Origin of the sequence: Streptomyces sp. NBC_01257 (genome assembly GCF_035917255.1) — a bacterium.
Classification (GTDB): Bacteria; Actinomycetota; Actinomycetes; order Streptomycetales; family Streptomycetaceae; genus Streptomyces.
In genome coordinates, this window is record NZ_CP108472.1 from 7,802,006 (window position 1) to 7,823,347 (window position 21,342).

Genomic DNA, 21,342 nt, shown 5'->3' on the forward strand with positions numbered 1-21,342 from the left:
GGTCGGCCTCGACGGCGCCGCAGTGCGGGGGTGCACTGCGGCGCGAGGCGTGCCGACAGGCTGACGCGAAGTTATGAAGAAGCTGTCAGGACGCTGTGGTCATCGCATCAGGGCTGCTCGGAACGGTCCGGGGGACCGTCGGTGGAACCGTTCGCGGGGTTGTCCCCCGGACGGTCTGCAGGCAGGCGCAGGGTGAACACCGAGCCCTCTCCCGGCACGCTCACCGCCGTCGCGCTGCCGCCGTGTGCCTCCGTGAGTTTCCGGACGATCGCCAGCCCGAGCCCGCTGCCTCCGGTGCGGCGGCTGCGGGACTTCTCGCCGCGCCAGAAGCGGTCGAAGACGTGCGCGAGGTCCTCGGCCGGGATGCCGGTGCCCGTGTCCGACACGTCCACGAGGACCGCGTCCCCCGCCCCGGAGCCGTACGCGCGCAGGGCGACCGTGCCTCCGGACGGGGTGTGGCGGACCGCGTTCGACACCAGATTGCCGATGGCCTGCCGCAGCCGGACCGGGTCGGCCGTCAGCTCCGGCACCGGGCGGTCCGGCGGCGACGGCAGCACCGTCAGCGTCACCCCGGCCGTTTCGGCGCGGGCCTGGTGCGCGGCGGCGACCTGGGCCAGCAACTCCTCGGTCCGTACCGGTTCGGTATGCAGCCGCAGGGCGCCGGCGTCCGCCTGGGCGAGGTCCTGGAGGTCGTCGATGATGTGCTGCAACTGCACGGCCTCCTCGTGCAGGGAGGCGATGAACGCCGGGTCGGGTTCGGCCACCCCGTCCTGTGCGGCCTCCAGCCAGCCGCGGATGTTGCTGAGCGGGGTGCGCAGCTCATGGGCGACATCGCTGACCATGGCCTTGCGCTGGGCCTCCAGACGGGCGCGGTGGGCGGACATGTCGTTGAACGTGGCGGCGAGGCGCCCGATCTCGTTGTCCGCGGTGACCAGCACCGGCGCGGTGTCCTCGCCGTCGCGCATGCGCTGGGCGGCGCCCGTCAGGGCGCGCAGCGGGCGGACGAGCCGGGCGCCGACGAGCACCGAGGCGCCGACGGTGAGCGCCAGGACGAGCGCGGCGGCGCCCGCGATCCTGGCGGTGTTGCCCGGGGACAGGTCGAACCCGGGGACGGTGGTGCCGCCGGTGTCGCTGATGAACAGGAGCGCGGGCGAGGCGACGTAGGAACTGAGCTGCTCGCGGCGGGCCGTACCCACGCAGGAGGCGATGGCCCGGTCGTCCTCGCTGCTGCCGACGGCCGGTGAGGCGTCCGTGCCCGGCATGACGCTCGGGGCGTCGGTCGGGGTGGCCCTGCGCGCCGGTGCCGGTTCGGAGGCGGGGGCGTCCGTGGGTACGGGGCTGGGCATCGCACTCGGCTGGGTGGTGGGCACCAGCGCCGTGGGCCTGGGCTCCGATGCCTGTCCCCAGGACAGATCGAGCTTCAGCCGTACGGACGGGCGGTCCTGGCGCTTCAGACACGCGTCGGCCAGTTGGTTGAGCGACTTCAGGGCTTTCTTCTCCGTGGCCGTCGGGGTGTCGAGGGCGTCGGTGGCGCAGCGGGTCCCCTCCAGTCGTTCGGGGTCGTTGCCCACCACCTGGATCACCGGCCGCCCGCTCGCGGTCCGCACCACGTCCGATGCGATTCCGGACTCGCCGAGGCAGGCGACGCCCCGGTCCGCGATCTGCCGGAGCGCCGTACGTTCCGCGGCGGGCAGCCGGAAGGGGCCGACCGCACGTGGATCGACCCGGTCCGCCGGGGTGCCGGAGCCGGACGGGCCCGCGTTCTCGGCGGCGAGCGCGGTGTCCACGGCCAGCGGGTCCACGACCGCCGACGCCTGGGCAGGCAGCGCCGTCGCGGGCTCGGGCGCGGCCGAATCGGCGAGCGGGGCGCGCTGTTCGGTGGTCAGCACGATCCGCCGCCCGGACTGCTCGGCCAGGTCCCGCACCGTCTTCCCGACGCCGTCCCAGGCGGGATGAGCCGCCGCGTAACCGAGCAGGCTGTGGTAGATCCGGGCATCGGCGGTCAGGTTCTGCCCCTGCTCCTGGAGGATCGCGCCGGACGTCGTCTGGACGGCTATCCAGGCCGTGGCCGCGACCGAACAGGCCGCCACCAGCGCGGACACGGCCAGCAGCCGGGCGAACAGACTCCTGCGCAACGGCAGCCGCGAGCGCCGCACCGGTGCCGTTGCCGACACCGATGCCGGGTCCGGGACGGCGGTGTCCGCTCGTCCGTCCGGACGCCCTGCGCTACGACGACGCACGGGCCGCCGCCTTCGCCGGGTCGGTCAGCTTGTAGCCGACACCGAACACGGTGAGCAGCCGGGCGGGCCGGCGCGGCGCGGGCTCGATCTTCTTGCGCAGATTCATCACGTGCACGTCGACCGTGCGGTCACTGATGTAGCGGTCGAAACCGTGCAGCTCCGCCAGCAGTTGCTGCCGGGAGAAGACCCGGTCGGGCTCGCCGGCGAGTGCGGCCAGAATCCTGAACTCGCCCGGTGTGCAGTCCACGGCCCGGCCGTCGACCGACACCACGTGCCGGGCGGGATCGACCACCAGAGTCCCCACCGCCAGGACGGCGGCGTCGGCCGGACCGCTGCCGTCGCCGCCGGAGCCGCGCCGGTTGCGGCGCAGCAGCGTGCGCACCCGGGCCATCAGCTCGCGCGGGCTGTACGGCTTGGTCACGTAGTCGTCCGCGCCGAGGTCCAGCCCGAGCAGCAGATCGTCCTCGGTGGTACGGGCCGTCAGCATCAGCACCGGCAGCTCCCGGCACTCGGCGCGCAGGACCCGTACGACGTCCAGACCGTCGGCCCGCGGCATCATCACGTCGAGGACCAGCAGGTCGGGCTCTCCCTGCCGGACCGCGTCGAGAGCCGCGAGGCCGTCGCCGACGACGGTGACGGCATGCCCCTCCCGTTCGAGGTAGCGGCGGAGGAGTTCCGCCTGTTTCTCGTCGTCCTCGGCGATGATCACGTTTGCGCACACGCGCTCGATCGTAGAGGGGTTCGAACGGCGGGCGTCGACCTCTTGCCGGGAGCACGGGGAACTGCTCTGCTGTACCCGCAGGTAACAGGGGTGGTGGCGGACGCGCGGGCGACGCTCCACGACGACGTGTACGAGGACGGGGACGGTGGCGGGGTGGAGTCAGCAGCAGGGCAGGAGGTGCGTGGTGTGCTGCCCGAGGGGCTGGCCGATGCGATACGTACGACGGCCGAGGACATCGCTGAGCTGCTGCGCGGCGCCCCCGACACCGGCGCCCCGGTGCCGGGACTGACCTGGACGGTGGGTGAGGTTGCCGCGCACCTGGCGCAGGCCAACGCGCTGATGGCCGAGGTGGCGGCAGGGCGCACGCACCGGCACGGCGACGGCACCCCGCAGGGCATCGCCGAGGCCAACGAACGGGCCCTCGCCGCATACGGCGAGCGTGCGGCCGGACCCCTGGCCGCCGTCATCGTCGCGCAGGCCGCCGCATACCTGGACGCGGCGACCGGGCACCCCGCGGACGAGACGCTGATGACGCCGATGGGACCGATGAACCGGGTGGTCCTCGGCTCGTACCTCCTGACGCACATGCTGGGCCACGGCTACGACCTGGCCCGCGCGCTGAAGCGCCCGCACATGGTCGACCGGGCCCGGGTCGCGCTGGCTCTCCCGTTCATGGTCGAGGCGATGCCCCGGGTGACCGACGCCGCGACGACGGCGGGGCTCAACGCCCGTTACGCGGTACGGCTGTGGGGCGGCGGACAGTTCGGGGTGACGTTCACCGACGGCACGGCGGCCGTGGGCCACGCCCTGCCGGACCGCCCGGACTGCACGATCTCCATCGAGCCGGTCACGTTCCTGCTGATGGCGCTGGGGCGCTGCTCACCGGTGGGCGCGATGGCCCGGGGACGGGTCTTCGCGTGGGGCCGCAAGCCGTGGCTGGGGCCGAGGTTCCCCGCGTACTTCAAGGCACCCTGAGACGTGGTGGCCGCGCACGAGGCGCGCCCGGCTACTCGCCGCTTCCGTTCCCGTGGGACTCCATGAGCTCCTCGTGCGCTGCCACCACGTCCTCGGCGAGGACGGTCACGATCTCCTCGCGCGTCGGGGTACTGGCGATGTGCTTGGCGTACAGCCGCAGGTCCCGCTGCGCGGCGGCCTTCTGGCAGAGCTCGCGCGCGAAGCGGGCATTGCCCACGGTGTCGGCCATGCCGCCGTCCACGATCGCGGCGCAGAAGGACCCGAGGACCCCGACAGCTCCGTCGTCCGGCTCGTCGCCCTGGGAGGCCAGCACGGAGCGGGCGATGAGGACCAGTTCCTGCGCGGAGTAGGAGGGGAAGTCGACCCGGGTGGTGAAGCGGGACACCAGCCCCGGGTTGGCGGCGAGGAGGCCTGCCATCTCGTCGCGGTAGCCGGCGAGGACGACCACGAGCCGGTCCCGGTCGTCCTCGGCCCGCTTCAGGAGCACCTGCAACGCCTCGTCGCCGAACGCGTCGCCGCCGCTGTACCCGCTGTTGGACAGGGCGTACGCCTCGTCGATGAACAGCACCCCGTTGAGCGCCGAGTCGATGACCTTGCTGGTCTTGATGGCCGTCGAACCGAGGTGCTGCCCGACCAGGTCGACGCGCTGGGCCTCGATCACATGCCCCGAGCTCAGCAGCCCGAGCCCGGCGAAGACCTTGCCGATGATGCGGGCGACGGTCGTCTTCCCGGTGCCGGGCGGACCGGCGAAGACGAAGTGGCGGGGCCGGGCCCCGCCGGGGAGCCCCTGCTCCTCACGCAGCGCAGCCATCCGCAACTGGGCGATGAGCGTGAGCACCTGACGCTTCACGGGTTCGAGACCGATCATGCCGTCGAGCGACTTCTGCGCCTCGGCGAGCAACCTGGCCCGTTCCTCGGCGGACGGCCCGTCGGTTTCGGCCTCGGCCACGCTGCCCGTGCCGCCGCCCTGAGGGGAGCGGGTCCCGGCAGGGGCGGGCACCGGGGCGGTGGTGGGCGCCGGGGGCGAGGCCGGGCGCGGGACGGTGGGTGAGGGCGCGTCGGGCTGTGCCGTCGGCCTCGGCGACGCCAGATCGGCAGCGGTGGGAGCCGGGGCTGCCGGGTTGGAGGACGGCCGTGCCTGGGCGCGCAGGTCGACGTCGAAGAGTCCCGGCGCACACCGGAAGGCGTACTGATACCGCTTCAGCGCCTCCTCCCTCTGCCCGAGTTCCTCCAGCGACCGCCCCATGAAGTACTTGATCTCGGCGTCGAAGCGGGAGCCGGTCTCCAGCTTCTTCGGCAGCGGGGTCAGGACGCTCAGTGCCTCGTGGTAGACGCCCTGGGCGAAGAGTGAAGCGCCGACGTACAACTGAGCCTCGTCGTACAGGAACGCGTCACCGATCCCGGTCGCGAACCGCAGGACGAGGGCCCAGTCCTCCTTCACGAACGCGTACCTCGTGCAGACGAACCGCGTCTCGTCGCAGTCGAGTTGCGCGGTCGACAGTCCGGCCCAGGCCTCGTCGGTCCGCTTGTTGTCCAGCAGCGACGACATGGCGGCCAGCCACAGGTCGCGCGCGTTCTCCAGCCGGAAGGTGACGTAGTGGCCGATCTGGAACCTGGACTGGAGGCGCAGCCCGAACTTCGAGCGCAGCGCGCCGAAGGCCCCGGAGTTCCGGAGCATGGCATCCAGCGCCTCCTGCTGCCGCTGCCCGGTCGCATGCAGCCCCAGCCAGGCGTCGGCGGCGGCCGGATCATGCGTGGTGGCGAGTGCGAACTGCGCCCCGGCCCCCGCGTTGTCCCCGCGCTGCAGGAGTGTCATCGCCTGGTTCCACGCCTGTTCGGCCTTCCTGACCGACCCCCGGCTCGCGGCTGGACCCTGCACGTGACTCTCCCCTCGACGGGCGCGCGGCCCGCGTCGGCGGCCGACGGGGCCCACCGTGATCACCTGGAACGTGGGTCAGGATAACCAACCTCGGTGCAGCGCGTGCCTGACGTGTGACCGCCGCGCACCCGTCGCGGCTCTGCTCCTGGAGCGGCGCACCACGGCCGGCAACGCCGTCCGGTACCACTACCGCCCGTCGGTCCGCGCCCACGCCGAAGCCGTCGCCGTGCGGGAGGACGGCCTAGCGGGACGACCCGGGCACACGGATCACGGACCGGCCGGCGCCCGCGCCGTACTCAGGCCGCCATGGCCACGGACGCCTTGCCGAGCGACGCCTCACGTGCGCCGCCCGCCCCGCGCTCCCCGAAGACGACCACCCGCAGCAGCGCGAACCGCCCGACCCCGGCGAGGGCCGACGCCGACAGATAGACGCTCTGCTGGACGAGCGTCGAAGGCTCGGACCGGACCGCGTACAGGCAGAGCAGCGCCCCGGTCGTGAAGGCGTAGCTGACGGCGACGGTCAGGCCGGACTGGAGGTGGACGCCCCACCCCCGGCGTCCGCTGCGGAACGAGACCCGGCTGTGCAGCTCGGTCGCGATCACGGTGGACACGACGGTGACGAGCGCATTGGCGACGGCCAGCGGTATCCGGTCGTGGAGGAGGACCAGAACGCCACTGGACGCAACCCCGACCCCGCCACCACAGATCACAAAGCGCACGAAGGCCGCCAGGGCCGGGTGAAGCGTGCGCGTCTGCTGGAGTGAAGGGGCGGTCACGAGAGGGCCTCCGAAGGCTGTGTGGAGCGGTGTGCATATTCCACTCCAGAACCTACGGACCCGGCGTCCTCCCGACGACCCGGTTTTCCCCCGACCTTCCTGGGGGTTGTCCCCCAGGAAGCACTAGGGGGGACTGGGGTGCGACCCCCACCCCGGGCCGTCGTGCGTGCTGCCGGAAACCTCGCGGAAATGCCCGGTGACCTCGGAGGTCCTACGCTCGGACGATGAGCCAGTGAAGACGGGAGGCGATCTCGTGACCCGCTCCACCCAGTCCGTACCGCACCTGCCGCCGCACACGAACCCGCTGCAATCGGTGCCTGAGGTGACGGTCCGGCTCAGCCACCACACGGTGCACGGCTACCGCAGGGCCTACCGCATCGCCGGCGAGGGTCCCGCGATCCTCCTGATCCACGGCATCGGCGACTCCTCCGCCACATGGTCGGACCTCATTCCCGAGCTGGCCCGCAACCACACCGTCATCGCACCCGACCTGCTCGGCCACGGTGACTCCGACAAACCGCGGGCCGACTACTCGGTGGCCGGGTACGCGAACGGGATGCGGGACCTCCTGGGCGTCCTCGGCATCGAGCGCGCCACGCTGGTCGGCCACTCGCTGGGCGGTGGGGTGGCCATGCAGTTCGCCTACCAGTTCCCGGAGCGCACGGACCGCCTCATCCTGGTCAGCGCGGGCGGTGTGGGCCGCGAGGTCACTCCGGTCCTGCGCGCGGTGTCCCTGCCCGGCGCGGACCTCATGCTCTCCACCCTCCGGCTGCCCGGTATGCGCACCCAAGTCGGCCTCTTCACCGCACTGATGAAGCTGCTGGACACCGATCTGGGCCAGGACGCGGCGGAGTTGCTGAACGTCGTGGACGCCCTGCCCGACGCCACGTCCCGCTCCGCGTTCATCAGCACCCTGCGCTCGGTGGTCGACTGGCGGGGCCAGGTCGTCACCATGCTCGACCGCTGCTACCTCACCGAAGGCATGCCCACGCTGCTCCTCTGGGGCTCCCGCGACAGCGTCGTGCCGGTACGCCACGCCCATGGAGCCCACGCGGCGATGCCGGGCAGCCGCCTGGAGATCTTCGACGGCGCCGGGCACTTCCCCTTCCACGCGGACCCGGCCCGCTTCTGCGCTCTGGTCGAGCACTTCATGGACACCACGACTCCGGCGAACTGGAGCCCCGAGCGCTGGCGCGAACTCCTGCGCACGGGCCGCCCCGTCAGGCCCCCGGGCGAGCCGGGAGCCGCCCACGACCGCACGGTCGAACGCGACCTCCGCGAGGCGAGCGAGCGCAGCGCCACCTGAGACGGCGGCGGGCCGCGGCCTCAGGTGATGTGACCTGTTCCGGCTGTCCTGTTGGGGTGCCGCTCACCGCGCTTGCTTCCGGAGTCCCGGTACGGGAGAGCGGCCGCGCCGATTCACCGCGCCGCTCGTGACCTCCGTCAGCAGGCGGTAGTACGCATCGGAACGGGACGCGAAGTCCAGCCAGGCGGACATCGCGTCCCGCTCGGTGTCCGGTCCGCGGAGCAGGTCGGCCGAGGTCTGGCGGAACTCTTCGGCGACGGAGTTCCGGTCCGCCGCGTCCAGCAGGTGGCGGAGCTCGGCCAGTGCGGCCCGCGTCCGGCGGCGTTGTTCCGGGCCGGCTTGCGGCATTCGCGCGCAGCCGGTGGCGGCGGGCGCCTCGGTGAGCAGGAGTTCCAGCCGGGCTGCCAGCTCGCACCCGCTCCTGATGCAGCGGGTCCCAGGCCGTTCGGCCCGCGGACCGCGGCCAGCGCCTTCTCGTAGTCCTCGGCCACCAGGTCGGCCGCGTGGGCCAGATCCCACGCCCGGCGGACGACGTCCGGATCGACGCCGCGCAGTCGCGGCACCGCACGGATGTTCCCGCCGACCAGGCCGGTGATCGTCAGCAGCAGCCCGATGACCGTCAGCGTGTCGGAGAGGCCGATCCGACCGGCGGCCTCGTCGTCCTCGCTCAGCGAGTACAGCTCGCCCCTGGCCCCGCCCTCGGCGACCACGAAGCCGGTGTCCCAGCCGTGACCTGTCCTCAGGTCGTGGTTCGGCGCCTTCAGGACCGGGTCGCGTGTGGTGTCGCACCGATACGGGGCCTCGTGCCGGCGCTGGTCGAACGGGTCCTTCCAGCGGACCGTGCAGGCCCCGTCCGGTGCCTCTTCGAGCACGGTCAGATCGACCTGCCTGAGCTCGGGCATCTCCGGTGCGGTCGTATAGACGGCTGCCGAGCAGCCGATCAGCAGCACGCCGAGTGTCAACACCCAGCGGATGAAGGGTACGTGTCTCACTCGGGGTCCCCGCGTCCTGTCGGCAGTGCGCGTGCCGGCTCAGCGTGTGCCCCGTGGCCCGTCACCTGCAAGAACGGGAGTCGGCAGTTCCGCGCTCCCGGGCCTTCCCGGTTCCGGCAGGACGCGGGGTGCGGAGAGGGTGCCGCAGCGTTTACCCGTCCGTGCGGTCGGAAGTGTTCGCATGAGTGCGGCAATCCATTCCGTTGCCGGCTGTTCCCCCGAATACCACCATGTGCACACCGCGCGGGTCTTCCCCCGGGCCTGCCGATTCTGGAACACTCCAGTCGCTTTCGCCCGCACGTCCCCTCACCCCACAGAGGCCCCCACCCATGGCAGAACTCAACCGTCGTCGCCTCCTGCAACTCGCCGGAGGCGCAGCCGCCTTCACCGCGCTCTCCGGCAGCATCGCCCGTGCCTCGTCCCTCCCCGCCCGGGGCCGTACCGGCACGCTCCAGGACGTCGAGCACATCGTCGTCCTGATGCAGGAGAATCGATCCTTCGATCACTACTTCGGCACCATGAAGGGTGTCCGCGGCTACGGCGACCCCCGGCCGGTCACGCTTCCGAGCGGAAAGCCGGTCTGGCATCAGAAGGACCTGCTCGGCAAGGAGGTGCTGCCGTTCAGGCCGCCCGCCGACAAGCTCGGGATGCAGTTCCTCCAGGACCTGAACCACGACTGGGCCGGCGGTCACCGCGCGTTCAACAAGGGTGCGTACGACCAGTGGGTGCCCGCCAAGACCGCGACGACGATGGCCCACCTCACGCGTGAGGACATTCCGTTCCACTACGCGCTCGCCGACGCCTTCACCGTCTGCGACGCGTACCACTGCTCGTTCATCGGGTCGACCGACCCGAACCGCTACTACCTCTGGAGCGGGTACACGGGGAACGACCGCACCGGTGGCGGTCCCGTGCTCGGCAATGACGAGGCCGGGTACGGCTGGACCACCTATCCCGAGCGGCTGGAGCAGGCCGGGGTGTCGTGGAGGGTCTACCAGGACATCGGCGACGGGCTCGACGCCGCCGGGTCCTGGGGGTGGATCGACGACGCCTACCGGGGGACGTACGGGGACAACTCGCTTCTCTACTTCAACAGTTACCGCGGTGCCGAGCCCGGTGATCCGCTCTTCGACAAGGCGCGCACCGGTACCGACATCAAGAGCGCCGGCGGGCTCCTCGACGACCTGAAGGCCGACGTCCGGGCCGGGACGCTGCCCAAGGTGTCCTGGATCGTCGCTCCGGAGGCCTACAGCGAGCATCCCAACTGGCCCGCCAACTACGGCGCCTGGTACATCTCGCAGGTCCTCGACGCGCTGACCTCCGATCCCGAGGTGTGGGGCAGGACCGCCCTCTTCATCACCTACGACGAGAACGACGGCTTCTTCGACCACGTCGTGCCGCCCTTCGTGCCCTCGGGGCCCGGCCAGGGGCTGTCCACCGTGGACACCGCCGCCGACTACTTCCCGGGCGACATCCGGTACGCGGCCGGGCCGTACGGACTCGGGCAGCGCGTGCCCATGCTCGTCGTCTCGCCGTGGAGCACCGGCGGCTTCGCCTGTTCCGAGGTCTTCGACCACACCTCCGTCATCCGGTTCATGGAAGAGCGCTTCGGCGTGCACGAGCCGAACATCTCACCCTGGCGCCGCGCCGTCTGCGGCGATCTCACCTCCGCCTTCGACTTCGGCCGTACGGACACCTCGGACGCCCCGCTGCCGTCGACCGACGCCTATGAGCCCCCGGACCGCGGCCGCCACCCCGACTACGTGCCCGCACCGCCCGCCACCGGCAGCGTGCCCAAACAGGAGAAGGGCGCCCGTCCCACCCGGCCGCTGCGCTACGCGCCCTTCGTGGACGGGGCCGCCGACCCGGCCACCGGCAAGTACCGCCTCACCTTCAGCGGCGGGGCCGCGGCCGGGGCGCAGTTCCTGGTGACCTCCGCGAACCGCACCGACGGGCCCTGGACCTACACCGCCGGGGCCGGCGCGTCGCTCTCGGACAGCTGGAACACGCTCTACTCCAACGGCGTGACCGATCTCACCGTCCATGGCCCCAACGGGTTCCTGCGTGCCTTCAGGTCCGCCGGGAAGGTGGCCGGACCTGAGGTGACGGCCCGTCATGTCGCCGCGACCGGTGGGCTCGAACTCACCCTCTTCAATGGCGGGTCCGCGAGCGTGCACCTGACCGTTCGCCGTGCCGCCGGGTACGGAAGCGGCGCGGAGACCTTCACCGTGCGGGCGGGCGCGACCGTGAAGCACGTCCTCGACCTGCGGGAAAGCAAGCGCTGGTACGACATCGCCGTCACCTCCGACGCGGACACCGCCTTCCTGCGGCGCTTCGCCGGACACGTCGAGACCGGCGAAGCCGGTACGAGCGACCCGGGTCTCGTCACCGGGTGAGTGGCCGACGGTCCGGCGGTGGGGCGGGAGCGTCGCGACACCCGAGGGGGTGCCGCAACGCTCCTGACCACCCGTCGGGTCGTGCGGTTTGCGTGGGTTAGAGTTTTCGTCGGGTCATGAGTTCCAGCGCGCAGCCCCGGCTTGCTGGACGGCACCCCGCTCCGCTGCGGGTGCTCCGGGTGACGACCTGCCCCGTGCGCAGGGTGCGGGGAACAGCGGACCGCGGTGCAGGACACCCGGGGTCCTCGTCCCGGAAGGCGAATCCCACCATGCTGCGTCATCTCACCCAGAACGACTCCGTGCGGAGCGACGACTGCTCCCGCTACGCCGCGGGTCACCGCGTGCACTGGATCCATGCGAAGAAGTGCCGCCAGGAGCCGGGGCAGGCCGTCGAGATCCTGCTCACCGCCGGTGATGTCCGCGACGACGGATGGGTCGAACTCCGTCCCGCCTTCGACTACGCGAACGACCTTCCCGCCGTCTGGACGCATGCCCCCGGCGCACTGCGGGAGACTCTCGCGGCTCACCGCGGGCGCGTGTACTGGCTGCCGCGCTGGCATGCGCTGAAGCTCGTGCACGGCGACGGCGACAGCGGCGGTGCCGGTGGGGGAACCCGGGGTGCTGCCGGGCTGGTGAACGTCGGCCTGGAGGGCGGGGACCTCTGCGAGGGCGTCCGTGCCGGGGAGCGCTCCTCCCTGGCCTAGGGCCTTGGCTGTCCGACTCGCCCGTCCCGTACCGCCCGCGCGCATCGTGCCGGGCGGTACTTCGTGATGCTCTGCAAATGTGGGGAGTTGTCGCCCGGTTGTTGCGTTCAAGGCGCGAAATTGATCGCTGTTGACCGGTCCGGCGTCACACAAAATCCTTATAGTGAACATGCGTTGATCGCATGATCATGACGCGTGCAGCTGTCGCCACAGGAGTCAGGACTCATGACGCGCCCTTCTTCCACAGAGCCCGCGCCGCCCTCTCCGTCTCCTCCTCCCGGCTGTCCGGCGCACGCCGCCTCCGGAGCCGTGCCGCTCAGCGGGCCCGGCTTCCAGACCGAGCCGCAGGCCGTCTACCGCGGCATGCGGCGGGATCACGGGCCCGTCGTCCCGGTGGAACTGCCCGGCGGGTTCCCCGCCTGGCTGGTCATCGGGTACCGCGAGCTCCACCAAGTCACCAGCGACGGCGAGCTGTTCCCCCGCGACGTCGGTCTGTGGAACCAGTGGCCGCACATCCCCGACGACTGGCCGCTGCTGCCGATGGTGGGGCGGCCCCTGCCGTCCATCTACTTCAGTGCGGGGGAGGAGCACCGGCGGCACGCGCGCATGGTGGGGCCGGCCCTCGAAGGCGCCGATCCGTTCGAGATCCGGCGCCACTGCGAGGAGTTGGCGGACCGTCTGATCGACGACGTGTGCAGCAGGGGGACCGCCGACCTCGTCTCCGACTTCTGTGAACCCCTGCCCGTCCTCGTCCTCGCCCGCCTCGTCGGCTTCCCCGACGACGAAGGCGCCGACATCGCCCAGGTGTTGAGGGACCTCGCCGACGGCGGACCGGGTGCGCAGAGCGCCCATCTGCGGTTCGGGGAGCACATGGCGCGGCTGGTGGCCGCGAAGCGGGCCGTGCCGGGGGACGACGTGACCTCCCGCATGCTCGCGTTCCCCGAGGTGTTCACCGACGAGGAGTACATGCTCGACCTGATGGCCATCACGGCCGCCGGGCACCTCACCACCGCCGACTGGATCAGCAACTCCCTGCGGCTGATGCTCACCGAGGACGAGTTCGCCGACTCCATGGCCCGCGGCCGGCGCAGCATCGGCGAGGCCATGAACGAGGTGCTCTGGGAGGACACGCCCACCCAGATCCTCTCCGGCCGCTGGGCCGTACGGGACACCCAGCTCGGCGGACAGCGGGTCAAGGCAGGCGACATGCTGCTGCTCGGGCTCGGCGCCGCCAACACCGATCCGCTGATCCGGCAGAGCATGTCCGGCAGCGGCGCCCCGGCCCAGGGCGGCAACGGCGCGCACCTGGCCTTCAGCCACGGCGAGTACCGGTGCCCGTTCGCCGCCCAGGAGATCGCCGAGATCATCGCCCGTACCGGCATCGAGGTGCTGCTCGACCGGCTGCCCGACCTCCAGCTCGGCGTCGCCGTCCAGGACCTCGTACGGCGGCCCTCCGCCTTTCTGCGGGGCACCACCTCGCTCCCCGTCCGGTTCACCCCCGTTCGCACGACAGGAGACTTCTAGTGAACTGCCCTCACGCCGCCGCCCAGGAAGCCGCCCAGGCCGCCGCTCAGGACGGCGGGACCGTCGTCGTCATCGACCCGATGGTCCAGGACCTCGACGGTGAGACGGCACGGCTGCGCGACGCCGGGCCGCTGGCCCGTATCGAGCTGCTCGGGGTTCCCGCCTGGACCCTCACCCGGCACGCCGACGCCCGGCAGCTCCTCGTCGACCCGCGGCTGGTGAAGGACCTCGACGCCTGGAGCCTGTGGCAGAGCGGCGAGGTGACGCACGCGTGGCCGCTCATCGGGATGATCGACGCCGGCCGGTCGATGTTCACCGTCGACGGTGCCGAGCACCGCCGGCTCCGCACCAAGACCTCCCAGGCGCTCACGCCCCGCCGCCTGGAGGCGATACGCCCCGACATCGAGAAGTTCACCTCGGAACTGCTGGACGCGCTCGCCGAGGGCGGGCGGGACGGGGCCGTCGTCGACCTGAAGTCCGTGTTCGCGCAGCCGCTGCCCATGCGGGTCGTCGGCATGCTGATGGGCGTGGACCCCGCCGAGAACGCCATGCTGACCCGTCAGTACAAGGCCTTCTTCTCCATGCTCACGCCGCAGGACGAGCGGCTGGCCCTCCTCGCCGACCTGGACGTCTTCTACGCCGGGCTCGTACGCGAGAAGACCGCGCGGCCCACCGACGACCTGACGTCCGCGCTGATCCTCGCCGACGAGGGCGGCGAGCCGCTGACCGAGGAAGAGGTGGTCGGCAACCTGAAGGCGATGGTCGCGGCCGGGCACGAGACCACGATCGGGCTCATCCTCAACGCCGTGCGCGCCCTCCTGTCCCACCCCGAGCAGCTGCGGATGGTCCTCGACGGGGAGGTCTCCTGGGAGACCGTGATCGAGGAGACCCTGCGGTGGGACACCCCGACCACCCATCTGCTGATGCGGTTCGCCACCGAGGACATCCAGGTCGGTGACGGGGTCATCGCCAAGGGCGAAGGTGTCGTCATCTCCTACCGGGTGATCGGCCGGGACACCGAGCAGCACGGCCCGGACGCGGACGCGTTCGACATCACCCGCGCCACCCCGATCCGGCACATGACGTTCGGCCACGGACCGCACATCTGCCCCGGCGCGGCGCTCTCCCGGGTCGAGGCGGGGATCGCCCTGCCCGCCCTCTTCGCGCGCTTCCCCGGTCTGCGGCTCGCGGTGCCGGACGCGGACATCCGCAAGCTGCCCGTGATGACGCAGAACGACATGGAGGCCTTTCCCGTACTGCTCGGTGCCTGAGGCAGGCTGACGGACCGCCAGTTCACCGCGCGCGGGTGCTCCGCGCGTATCGTGGGAGCCATGAAGATCCGTTTCGGAGTAGGGCTCGGAGCCGGTCCGTCCTTGTCGGACTTCAGCCGCACCGTCGACCGTCTCGAAGGCGCCGGGATCGATTCGCTGTGGCTGTCCGAGCAGGTGTACTCCGACGCGGTCGACCCCTTCATCGGCATGGCCCACGCGCTGTCGCGGACCAGCCGGCTGAAGGTCGGGACGTCCGTCGCGGTCCTCCCGGGGCGGCACCCGGTCCTGGTCGCCAAGCAACTGGCTTCCCTGGCCGCGCTGTCGCCCCGGCGCGTGCTTCCCGTGTTCGGGCTCCAGCCCGCCCGGCCCGGCGAGCGTGAGCTGTTCCCGGCACCGGAGGGCCGGCGCGGGGCGCTGTTCGACGAGTCGCTGGAGCTGCTGCGGGCCTCGCTCAGGGGGGAGGCCGCCGGATTCGACGGTGAGTTCCACACGGTCGGATCCGCGCGCATCGGGCCGCTGCCCGCCAGGCCCCTGGACATCTGGCTCGGGGGCAGCGCGCCCGCGGGGCTGCGCAGGGTCGGGTGGTACGGGGACGGGTGGCTCGGCTCCTTCCTCACGCCCGAGGCCGCCGGGCGCGCCCGGGAGACGATTCAGGCCGCGGCGGCGCAGGCGGGGCGGGAGATCGAACCCGACCACTTCGGGATCAGCCTCGTCCTCGCCCAGGACGGCATTCCGGATGACCTCGCCCTGACGATGCGCCGGCGCGACCCGGAGAGCGACCCGCGCGATCTCGTCGCCACGGACTGGCCCGGCCTCCACCGGCTGCTCGACGCCCACATCGAGGCCGGGCTCACCAAATTCGTGATCTACTCCGCCGGGTCCCAGCCCTTCGACACCTTCCTCGACCGGTTCGAGGCGGAGCTGCTGCCCCGGCAGAACTGACCTGCCGGGGCCTGCGTTGCGGTGCGGTCCGTGGCGGTGAGGTCCGGGGTACGCCCGGCCGGCCCCCGGACCGGAGGCCCCGGACGGCGGGCCCCCGGACCGGTGGTCAGTGGGTGCGGTGGACGGCGAACTCGCCCAGTGCCGCCAGGGCGGCGGCGGCCGGACCGTCGACCGCTGTCCGGTGGATGAGGCTCTGTGCCCGGCACAGATGGCGCTGCGCGGAGTCGGCGGCGAGGGCGCGCCCGCCCGCCTCCTCGATCAGGTCGGCGGCCTTGCGCAGGTCCTCCTCGGAGCGCACACCGTCGGCCTCCGGACCGTCCGGGGTGCCGGGGGCGGCCGCCAGCAGCTCGACCAGCCGGCGGGCGGCCGGGGTGTCCTCGGCGAGCACCGAGACGATCGGCAGGGTCTTCTTGCGCTGCCGGAGGTCGCTGTAGACCGGCTTGCCGGTGACCGACGGGTCGCCCCAGATCCCGAGCAGGTCGTCCACCGCCTGGAACGCCAGGCCCAGATGGCGCCCCATCGCGGTCAGGTCCGCCACCGCGGCCGGGCCCGCCCCGCCGAGCAGCGCGCCGAGGCCGGTCGCGCAGCCGAGCAGCGAGCCCGTCTTGCGGCCCGCCATGGCCGTGTACTGCGCGACGGTGACGGCCTGCGGGCCCGTCCACGGCCGCAGTTCGAAGGAGACGTCCTCGGCCTGGCCGTTGACCAGCTCCACCAGAGCGGTCGAGAGGGCCTTCATGGCCGCCGCGCCGGTGTCTCCCGAGGCCGCCCGGGACAGGGCGTCCAGCGCGAGCGCCAGCAGCGCGTCGCCCGCGAGGACGGCCGTGCCGACTCCGTACGCCTTCCACACCGTGTCACGGTGTCTGCGCTGTTCGTCGCCGTCGATGATGTCGTCGTGCACCAGCGAGAAGGTGTGCACCAGTTCGACGGCGAGGGCGCCGGCGACCGCCGACTCCGGGGCGGCGCCCACGGCCTGCGCGGTCAGCATGGCGAGCGCGGGGCGCAGCCCCTTGCCGCTGCCGCCGCTGCGGGGACTGCCGTCGGCGTCGCGCCAGCCGAGGGTGAACTCGACCGTGGTGCCGATCTCCGGCGGAAGCCTGCGCACGGTCTCCCGCAGGGCCGGGGTGACCAGTTCACGGAAGTGGGCGAGGGTCGCCAGGACGTCCGTCGTCCCGGCCGCCTCGGCGGCGGGCCGCACGGGGGCCCCGGTGGACTGCTGTGTCATCGGATGCTCTCCTGGCGTGAGGTCCTGCGTCCGGTGCTCACCGGGCGCTCGACAGCGTGAGGCCGGCCGGACCGGAGACCCGGTCGCGGCGCTCGGGCACCATGGGCAGCGGGCCGGTCCCGAGCGAGGCCCGGGGGACCGCGGTGCCCGCCTTGGTGCCGGGGACGGTCCGCAGCCGCCAGCGGGCGGCGATGCCCGCGAGCGTGATGATGGTCTCCGCGGCGCCCAGCGTGTCGCCGATGCACTTGCGACTGCCGCCGCCGAAGGGCAGGTTGAAGCCGCGCGGCAGACCCTCGGCGCGCTCGGGCAGCCAGCGGTCCGGGTCGAAGGTGTCCGGGTCGGCGTATATCGCCGGGTTGTGCCCCAGCGCGTACGGGCTGTACAGGACGATGGTCCCCGCGTCGATGGACCGCCCCGCCAGCTCGGTCGCCCGAGTCGTGGCCCGGGTCAGCAGCCACGCCGGCGGGTACATGCGCAGGGTCTCGGTGATGACCCGGCCCGTGTACGGCAGCCGGTGCAGGTCCCCGAATCCGGGCACCCGGCCCGCCAGCACGGTGTCGAGCTCCTCGTGGAGCCGCTCCTCGATGTGCGGGTGGGTCGCGAGCGTGTGGAAGACCCAGGCCATGGTGTTGCCGGTGGTCTCGGTCCCCCCGATGAGCAGGGTCATGACCTGGTCGTGGATCTCCTCGTCGCTCAGCCCCTCCCCGGTCTCCTCGTCACGGGTGTTGACGAGGATGGACATCAGGTCGCCGGTGTCCTCGGAGTCCCCGGTGCGGTACGCCTCGACGGTCTCCCGGATCAGCCGGCGCATCCGTACCCGCACCTGCTCGAAGTCCCGGTTGTGGGCGGTGGGCAGCTTCTCCTGGAGTCCGGTCGGGGCGATCATCCGCTTGTAGACGCCGCGCATGATGACCGGCATGCAGTACGCGACCTCGTCGATCGCCCGCCGGTCCGCGGTGGTCGCGAACATGGTCCGCGCGGTGATCTTGAGGGTGAGCCCGTGCATCGTGTCGCTGACGTCCAGCGCCTTTCCGGGCTCCCACGCGGCGAGCTCCTCCTCCAGCTCCTCGCCCATCAGGCCGATGTAGCCCGGCACCCGGCTCGGGTGGAACGCGGGCTGGAGCAGCCGGCGCTGACGCTTGTGCGGCGCCCACTCGGAGCTCACGAGGCCGTTGCCGACGAGCAGCCTGGCCTTCTCGAAGAGCGGACCGCCCTTGTCGAACGTGCGCGAGTCGGTGAGCACCTGCTGGGCGAGTTCGGGGCTGTGCGCGAGGTAGGCCTTCTTCGGGCCGAGCCTGATCTCGACGAGGTCGGCGTCGGTGGGCAGCCCGCCGAGGAACTCCAGCGGCCGCCTCCAGAGCGGGAGCGCGTGGCCGAGCACCGGCAGGGCGCCGGGCGCGGTGACCACCTTCCAGGGCTCGGTGCGGGTGGCGCCCCGGGCGGGGCGCCTGCCCGGTCCGCCGGCCTCGGAGGCGTCCGGCTCCTGGCCGTCGCCCCCGGACCTGCGCTCGGTCCCCGGCGAGACGATCGACCGCAGTCGCGCGATGGCCGCCCGGTCGTCGGCCGTGGGCCGCGCGGGGGCGGCCCCGGAGTCCGGAGCTGCGTCCTCGGCTACGGCGTTGACGCCCTCCGGTTCCGGGGCCGTCGCGCGGCCGGTGTCGCCCGGGCCGGCTGTCCCGGCGCCGTCGGCGTCCTCCGCCGGGGTGTGCGGGCGGTCCCGGAAGCGGGTGACCTCCGCGTTCAGGTCCACCCAGCCGGACGTCGTACCGTCCCAGACCGAGCCGTCGCCGAAGTAGCGGGGCGTCAGGTACTCGAACTCCTGGCTGCCGCCCATCAGATGGTCGAGGCCGCGTAGATAGCGCCGTACGTCCTCGCGCTCCCCGAGCGCTCCGCCGAGGATCTCGTCGCGGGCGGCGATGTACGCCTTCTCGTGCTCCTCCACCAGATCGCAGAGGCGGTCCACCGCCTGCTGCAGACTGAGGCCCTCGCCCTCGGTGAGGACCCTGACCACCGTCATCTTGTCGTCCTGGGCGTGCTCCTTGCGCCAGGACAGCAGGTCGTTGATGATGATCATCTGGCGGCGGCAGTGCAGATGGACCTCGGTGAACTCCGGGATCAGCTCCGTCATGTCGACCTCGGCGCCGTACTCCGTCATCAGCTCGATGAAGTCGCACCCGAAGCTCTCCAGACGTACCGTCAGGCAGTCCTCGTAGTCCGGCACCCGGTCGGTCAGCTTGGCGTGGATCTCGGTGGCGCAGCCGCGGAGGAAGGCCTCCAGGCTTGCTCCGAAGCGGCCGATCTGCGCGGGGCTCAGCCCGGGGCTGATGCGCCGCCACAGGTCCTGGCCCGCCCGGCCGTAGGGGAACGCCTCGTCCGCCTCGACGTCGGTGTCGAAGTCACCGAGGATGCGGGCGAACACGGCCCGTGCGGCGTCCGCGCTCGCACCCAGGGCGGAGCGGTCCGAGACGAAGCTGTCGATCACCGTGACGTACTGGTACCAGTCGGCGATGTCGAGCGCCCGCTGGTCCGTGGCCTCCGGCACGGTGAGGGGCCCGTAGATGCCGTTGCGCTGGCGCAGGAAGTACAGCAGGTCCTCCTCGCCGGCGAAGGTGTCGCCCAGCTGGCGGCGTACCCAGCCGTTCGAGGCGATCTCCAGCTTGGCCGCCTGGGGGTGGTAGACGTAGGGGAGGAGGCGGGGGAGTTCCGGCAGGAAGAACTCGGTGATCTCCGGATCCGATGACTCCGGCACAGTGAATCCTTTCTTCGGGCGCACTGGACGTCAGCGCGCCGGTGGAACCGGCGCAGGCGTTCGCGGGCGACGAGCAGGCGGCGGCGTGGGAGGAGGGATGACGGGAGCCTCCCCGGTGGCCCGCAGCGGCCGGGGGAGCGAAGAAGGACAGGAGGACCGGCAGGGACGCGGACGGCACGGCGGTACGGAAGGCACGGAGGCGCGGATCGTCCGGCCCGTGCGAGGGGCGTCGTGGAGCGGCGGGATCAGCGGGCGGTGCAACACCGGCGACGGCCGCGGACGGCCGTCCGGCACGGGCTCTGAGCTGTCAAGGAATGCGCCAGCATGATCCGAACTCCCCCTTCGCGGAACCTTCCGACGTCCGGGATGCTAAGTGCGATGCTCGGCGGCTGTACACGCGCGCGTCCCGCCGGGCGGAACGGCCGGGCCGGTGCGGCGACCCGGCGCCCGGCACCTGATCACGGCGCTGTCCGGGCGGGGGCGCCCCGGACGCGGACGCGAGGCGTGCGGCAACCTCCCGCCCCGCGGCGGCAACTGCCTTACGCGTGCACGCACTCCACTTCCCCCGGTGCACGGTCCGCTCCGAGCCGAACGCAGGAGGCCCCCCCATGAGCCGCACCTTCCGCCGCAGGACCCTCGCCGCCCTCCCCGCCGCGCTCCTCCTGGCCCTGGTGCCGGGCAGCGCGTCCGCCTACCCCAACCCCGGGACCGTCACCGGCGACGTCGTCGTCCACGACCCCTCGATGGTCCGGACGGCCTCCGGGCAGTACCTGCTCTACTCGACGGGCGACGGCGTCCAGCTGCGCACCTCCACGGACCGCACCGCCTTCGGCCGCTCCGGATCGGCCTTCGCCACCCCGCCGGCCTGGTGGAGGAACTACTCCGCGGACTCCGATCCCTGGGCGCCGGACATCTCGTTCCACGGCGGCAAGTACCTGATGTACTACGCGGTCTCGTCCTTCGGCTCGAACACCTCGGCCATCGGGCTGGCCGGTTCCGCCACCGGGCAGCCGGGCAGCTGGACCGACTACGGCACGGTGTACACCTCCACCGCGTCGAGCGACTACAACGCCATCGACCCCAGCCTCTTCGTGGACGACGACGGGAAGTGGTGGCTGTCCTTCGGTTCCTGGTGGACCGGGATCAAGATGATCCGGATCGACCCGTCCACCGGCAAACAGGACGCCGGTGACACCGCCCGCCGCTCGCTGGCCTCCCGCCCCACGGGGACCAGGGCCGTCGAGGCACCGACCGTGGTGAAGCGGAACGGCTCCTACTACCTGTTCGCCTCGTACGACACCTGCTGCGCGGGCACGAGCTCCACGTACAAGGTCAGGGTCGGCCGCGCCGCGAGCGTGACGGGGCCGTACTACGACCGTGACGGCGTGAACATGCTCAACAACGGCGGGACCGCGGTGCTGGAGTCGCACGGCCGCTACATCGGACCGGGCGGACAGTCGGTGCTGGCCGACTCCGACGGCGACCTGCTCGTCTACCACTACTACGACGGCCAGGACGGCGGGACCCCGAAGCTCGGCGTCAACCTCCTGAACTGGAGCAGCGGCTGGCCCGTCGCGTACTGACCACCCGCGCGCACCGGGTGCCCGGCCCCGGCAACCCCGCGGTCTCCGGCGGCAACCAGTAC

15 protein-coding genes and 1 riboswitch are annotated in these 21,342 nt (G+C 72.1%); of the genes, 8 read left to right on the forward strand and 7 right to left on the reverse strand.

The window, feature by feature from the left end:
- Positions 1 to 107 precede the first annotated feature (107 nt).
- The gene (locus OG408_RS34085) at positions 108 to 2,102 is read right to left on the reverse strand and encodes a sensor histidine kinase (protein WP_326674632.1); all 1,995 of its coding nucleotides are present in this window, start codon (positions 2,100 to 2,102) and stop codon (positions 108 to 110) included.
- Positions 2,103 to 2,226: 124 nt separating this feature from the next.
- Positions 2,227 to 2,961: a response regulator transcription factor gene (locus OG408_RS34090; protein WP_326673585.1), complete on the reverse strand. Its 735-nt coding sequence runs from the start codon at positions 2,959 to 2,961 to the stop codon at positions 2,227 to 2,229.
- A gap of 153 nt (positions 2,962 to 3,114) precedes the next feature.
- Here OG408_RS34090 and OG408_RS34095 point away from each other — a divergent pair, with 153 nt between their 5' ends.
- On the forward strand, positions 3,115 to 3,936 hold the full coding sequence (locus OG408_RS34095; RefSeq protein ID WP_326674633.1) for a maleylpyruvate isomerase family mycothiol-dependent enzyme: 822 nt from the start codon (positions 3,115 to 3,117) through the stop codon (positions 3,934 to 3,936).
- Between the two features lie 31 nt (positions 3,937 to 3,967).
- On the opposite strand, the gene OG408_RS34100 is transcribed toward OG408_RS34095, so the two are convergent.
- Together OG408_RS34100 and OG408_RS34105 are read right to left on the reverse strand one after the other, a co-directional pair.
- Positions 3,968 to 5,752, reverse strand: coding sequence for an AAA family ATPase (locus tag OG408_RS34100; protein WP_266785265.1), 1,785 nt, complete (start codon positions 5,750 to 5,752; stop codon positions 3,968 to 3,970).
- Between the two features lie 359 nt (positions 5,753 to 6,111).
- Positions 6,112 to 6,591, reverse strand: a complete 480-nt coding sequence (locus tag OG408_RS34105) for a hypothetical protein (protein ID WP_266785267.1) — start codon at positions 6,589 to 6,591, stop codon at positions 6,112 to 6,114.
- Between the two features lie 283 nt (positions 6,592 to 6,874).
- On the opposite strand from OG408_RS34105, the gene OG408_RS34110 reads away from it, so the two are divergent.
- Positions 6,875 to 7,897 carry an alpha/beta fold hydrolase gene (locus OG408_RS34110; protein WP_405407107.1) on the forward strand — a complete coding sequence of 341 codons (1,023 nt, stop codon included), beginning with the start codon at positions 6,875 to 6,877 and terminating at the stop codon, positions 7,895 to 7,897.
- A gap of 137 nt (positions 7,898 to 8,034) precedes the next feature.
- Here the strand turns inward: OG408_RS34110 and OG408_RS34115 are convergent, their stop codons facing one another.
- The gene (locus tag OG408_RS34115; protein WP_326673586.1) at positions 8,035 to 8,889 is read right to left on the reverse strand and encodes a hypothetical protein; all 855 of its coding nucleotides are present in this window, start codon (positions 8,887 to 8,889) and stop codon (positions 8,035 to 8,037) included.
- Positions 8,890 to 9,218: 329 nt separating this feature from the next.
- On the opposite strand from OG408_RS34115, the gene OG408_RS34120 reads away from it, so the two are divergent.
- The 5 genes from OG408_RS34120 (at position 9,219) to OG408_RS34140 (ending at position 15,726) form a co-directional block, all read left to right on the forward strand.
- The gene (locus tag OG408_RS34120; RefSeq protein WP_326673587.1) at positions 9,219 to 11,285 is read left to right on the forward strand and encodes a phosphocholine-specific phospholipase C; all 2,067 of its coding nucleotides are present in this window, start codon (positions 9,219 to 9,221) and stop codon (positions 11,283 to 11,285) included.
- A gap of 112 nt (positions 11,286 to 11,397) precedes the next feature.
- A riboswitch (SAM riboswitch) is annotated at positions 11,398 to 11,507 on the forward strand.
- A gap of 47 nt (positions 11,508 to 11,554) precedes the next feature.
- The gene (locus OG408_RS34125) at positions 11,555 to 11,989 is read left to right on the forward strand and encodes a hypothetical protein (RefSeq protein WP_326673588.1); all 435 of its coding nucleotides are present in this window, start codon (positions 11,555 to 11,557) and stop codon (positions 11,987 to 11,989) included.
- Between the two features lie 225 nt (positions 11,990 to 12,214).
- Positions 12,215 to 13,513, forward strand: a complete 1,299-nt coding sequence (locus OG408_RS34130) for a cytochrome P450 (protein WP_326673589.1) — start codon at positions 12,215 to 12,217, stop codon at positions 13,511 to 13,513.
- Positions 13,513 to 14,784: a cytochrome P450 family protein gene (locus OG408_RS34135; RefSeq protein ID WP_442806088.1), complete on the forward strand. Its 1,272-nt coding sequence runs from the start codon at positions 13,513 to 13,515 to the stop codon at positions 14,782 to 14,784. Before OG408_RS34130 ends, OG408_RS34135 begins: the two co-directional genes overlap by 1 nt.
- Positions 14,785 to 14,844: 60 nt before the next feature.
- Positions 14,845 to 15,726: a TIGR03854 family LLM class F420-dependent oxidoreductase gene (locus tag OG408_RS34140; RefSeq protein WP_326673590.1), complete on the forward strand. Its 882-nt coding sequence runs from the start codon at positions 14,845 to 14,847 to the stop codon at positions 15,724 to 15,726.
- A 106-nt stretch (positions 15,727 to 15,832) separates the two neighbouring features.
- Here the strand turns inward: OG408_RS34140 and OG408_RS34145 are convergent, their stop codons facing one another.
- Positions 15,833 to 16,948: a polyprenyl synthetase family protein gene (locus OG408_RS34145; protein ID WP_266785277.1), complete on the reverse strand. Its 1,116-nt coding sequence runs from the start codon at positions 16,946 to 16,948 to the stop codon at positions 15,833 to 15,835.
- Positions 16,949 to 16,985: 37 nt separating this feature from the next.
- Complete coding sequence (locus tag OG408_RS34150) at positions 16,986 to 19,697, reverse strand: cytochrome P450 (RefSeq protein ID WP_326673591.1); 2,712 nt, start codon at positions 19,695 to 19,697, stop codon at positions 16,986 to 16,988.
- A 608-nt stretch (positions 19,698 to 20,305) separates the two neighbouring features.
- On the opposite strand from OG408_RS34150, the gene OG408_RS34155 reads away from it, so the two are divergent.
- Complete coding sequence (locus OG408_RS34155; RefSeq protein ID WP_326673592.1) at positions 20,306 to 21,280, forward strand: arabinan endo-1,5-alpha-L-arabinosidase; 975 nt, start codon at positions 20,306 to 20,308, stop codon at positions 21,278 to 21,280.
- The last annotated feature ends 62 nt before the right edge of the window (positions 21,281 to 21,342 follow it).

Coding starts and splice junctions, on each gene's coding strand:
- OG408_RS34100 (WP_266785265.1), bottom strand. CDS start 5,752: ATGACACTCCTGCAGCGCGGGGACAACGCGGGGGCCGGGGCGCAGTTC.
- OG408_RS34120 (WP_326673587.1), top strand. CDS start 9,219: ATGGCAGAACTCAACCGTCGTCGCCTCCTGCAACTCGCCGGAGGCGCA.
- OG408_RS34125 (WP_326673588.1), top strand. CDS start 11,555: ATGCTGCGTCATCTCACCCAGAACGACTCCGTGCGGAGCGACGACTGC.
- OG408_RS34130 (WP_326673589.1), top strand. CDS start 12,215: ATGACGCGCCCTTCTTCCACAGAGCCCGCGCCGCCCTCTCCGTCTCCT.
- OG408_RS34140 (WP_326673590.1), top strand. CDS start 14,845: ATGAAGATCCGTTTCGGAGTAGGGCTCGGAGCCGGTCCGTCCTTGTCG.
- OG408_RS34145 (WP_266785277.1), bottom strand. CDS start 16,948: ATGACACAGCAGTCCACCGGGGCCCCCGTGCGGCCCGCCGCCGAGGCG.
- OG408_RS34155 (WP_326673592.1), top strand. CDS start 20,306: ATGAGCCGCACCTTCCGCCGCAGGACCCTCGCCGCCCTCCCCGCCGCG.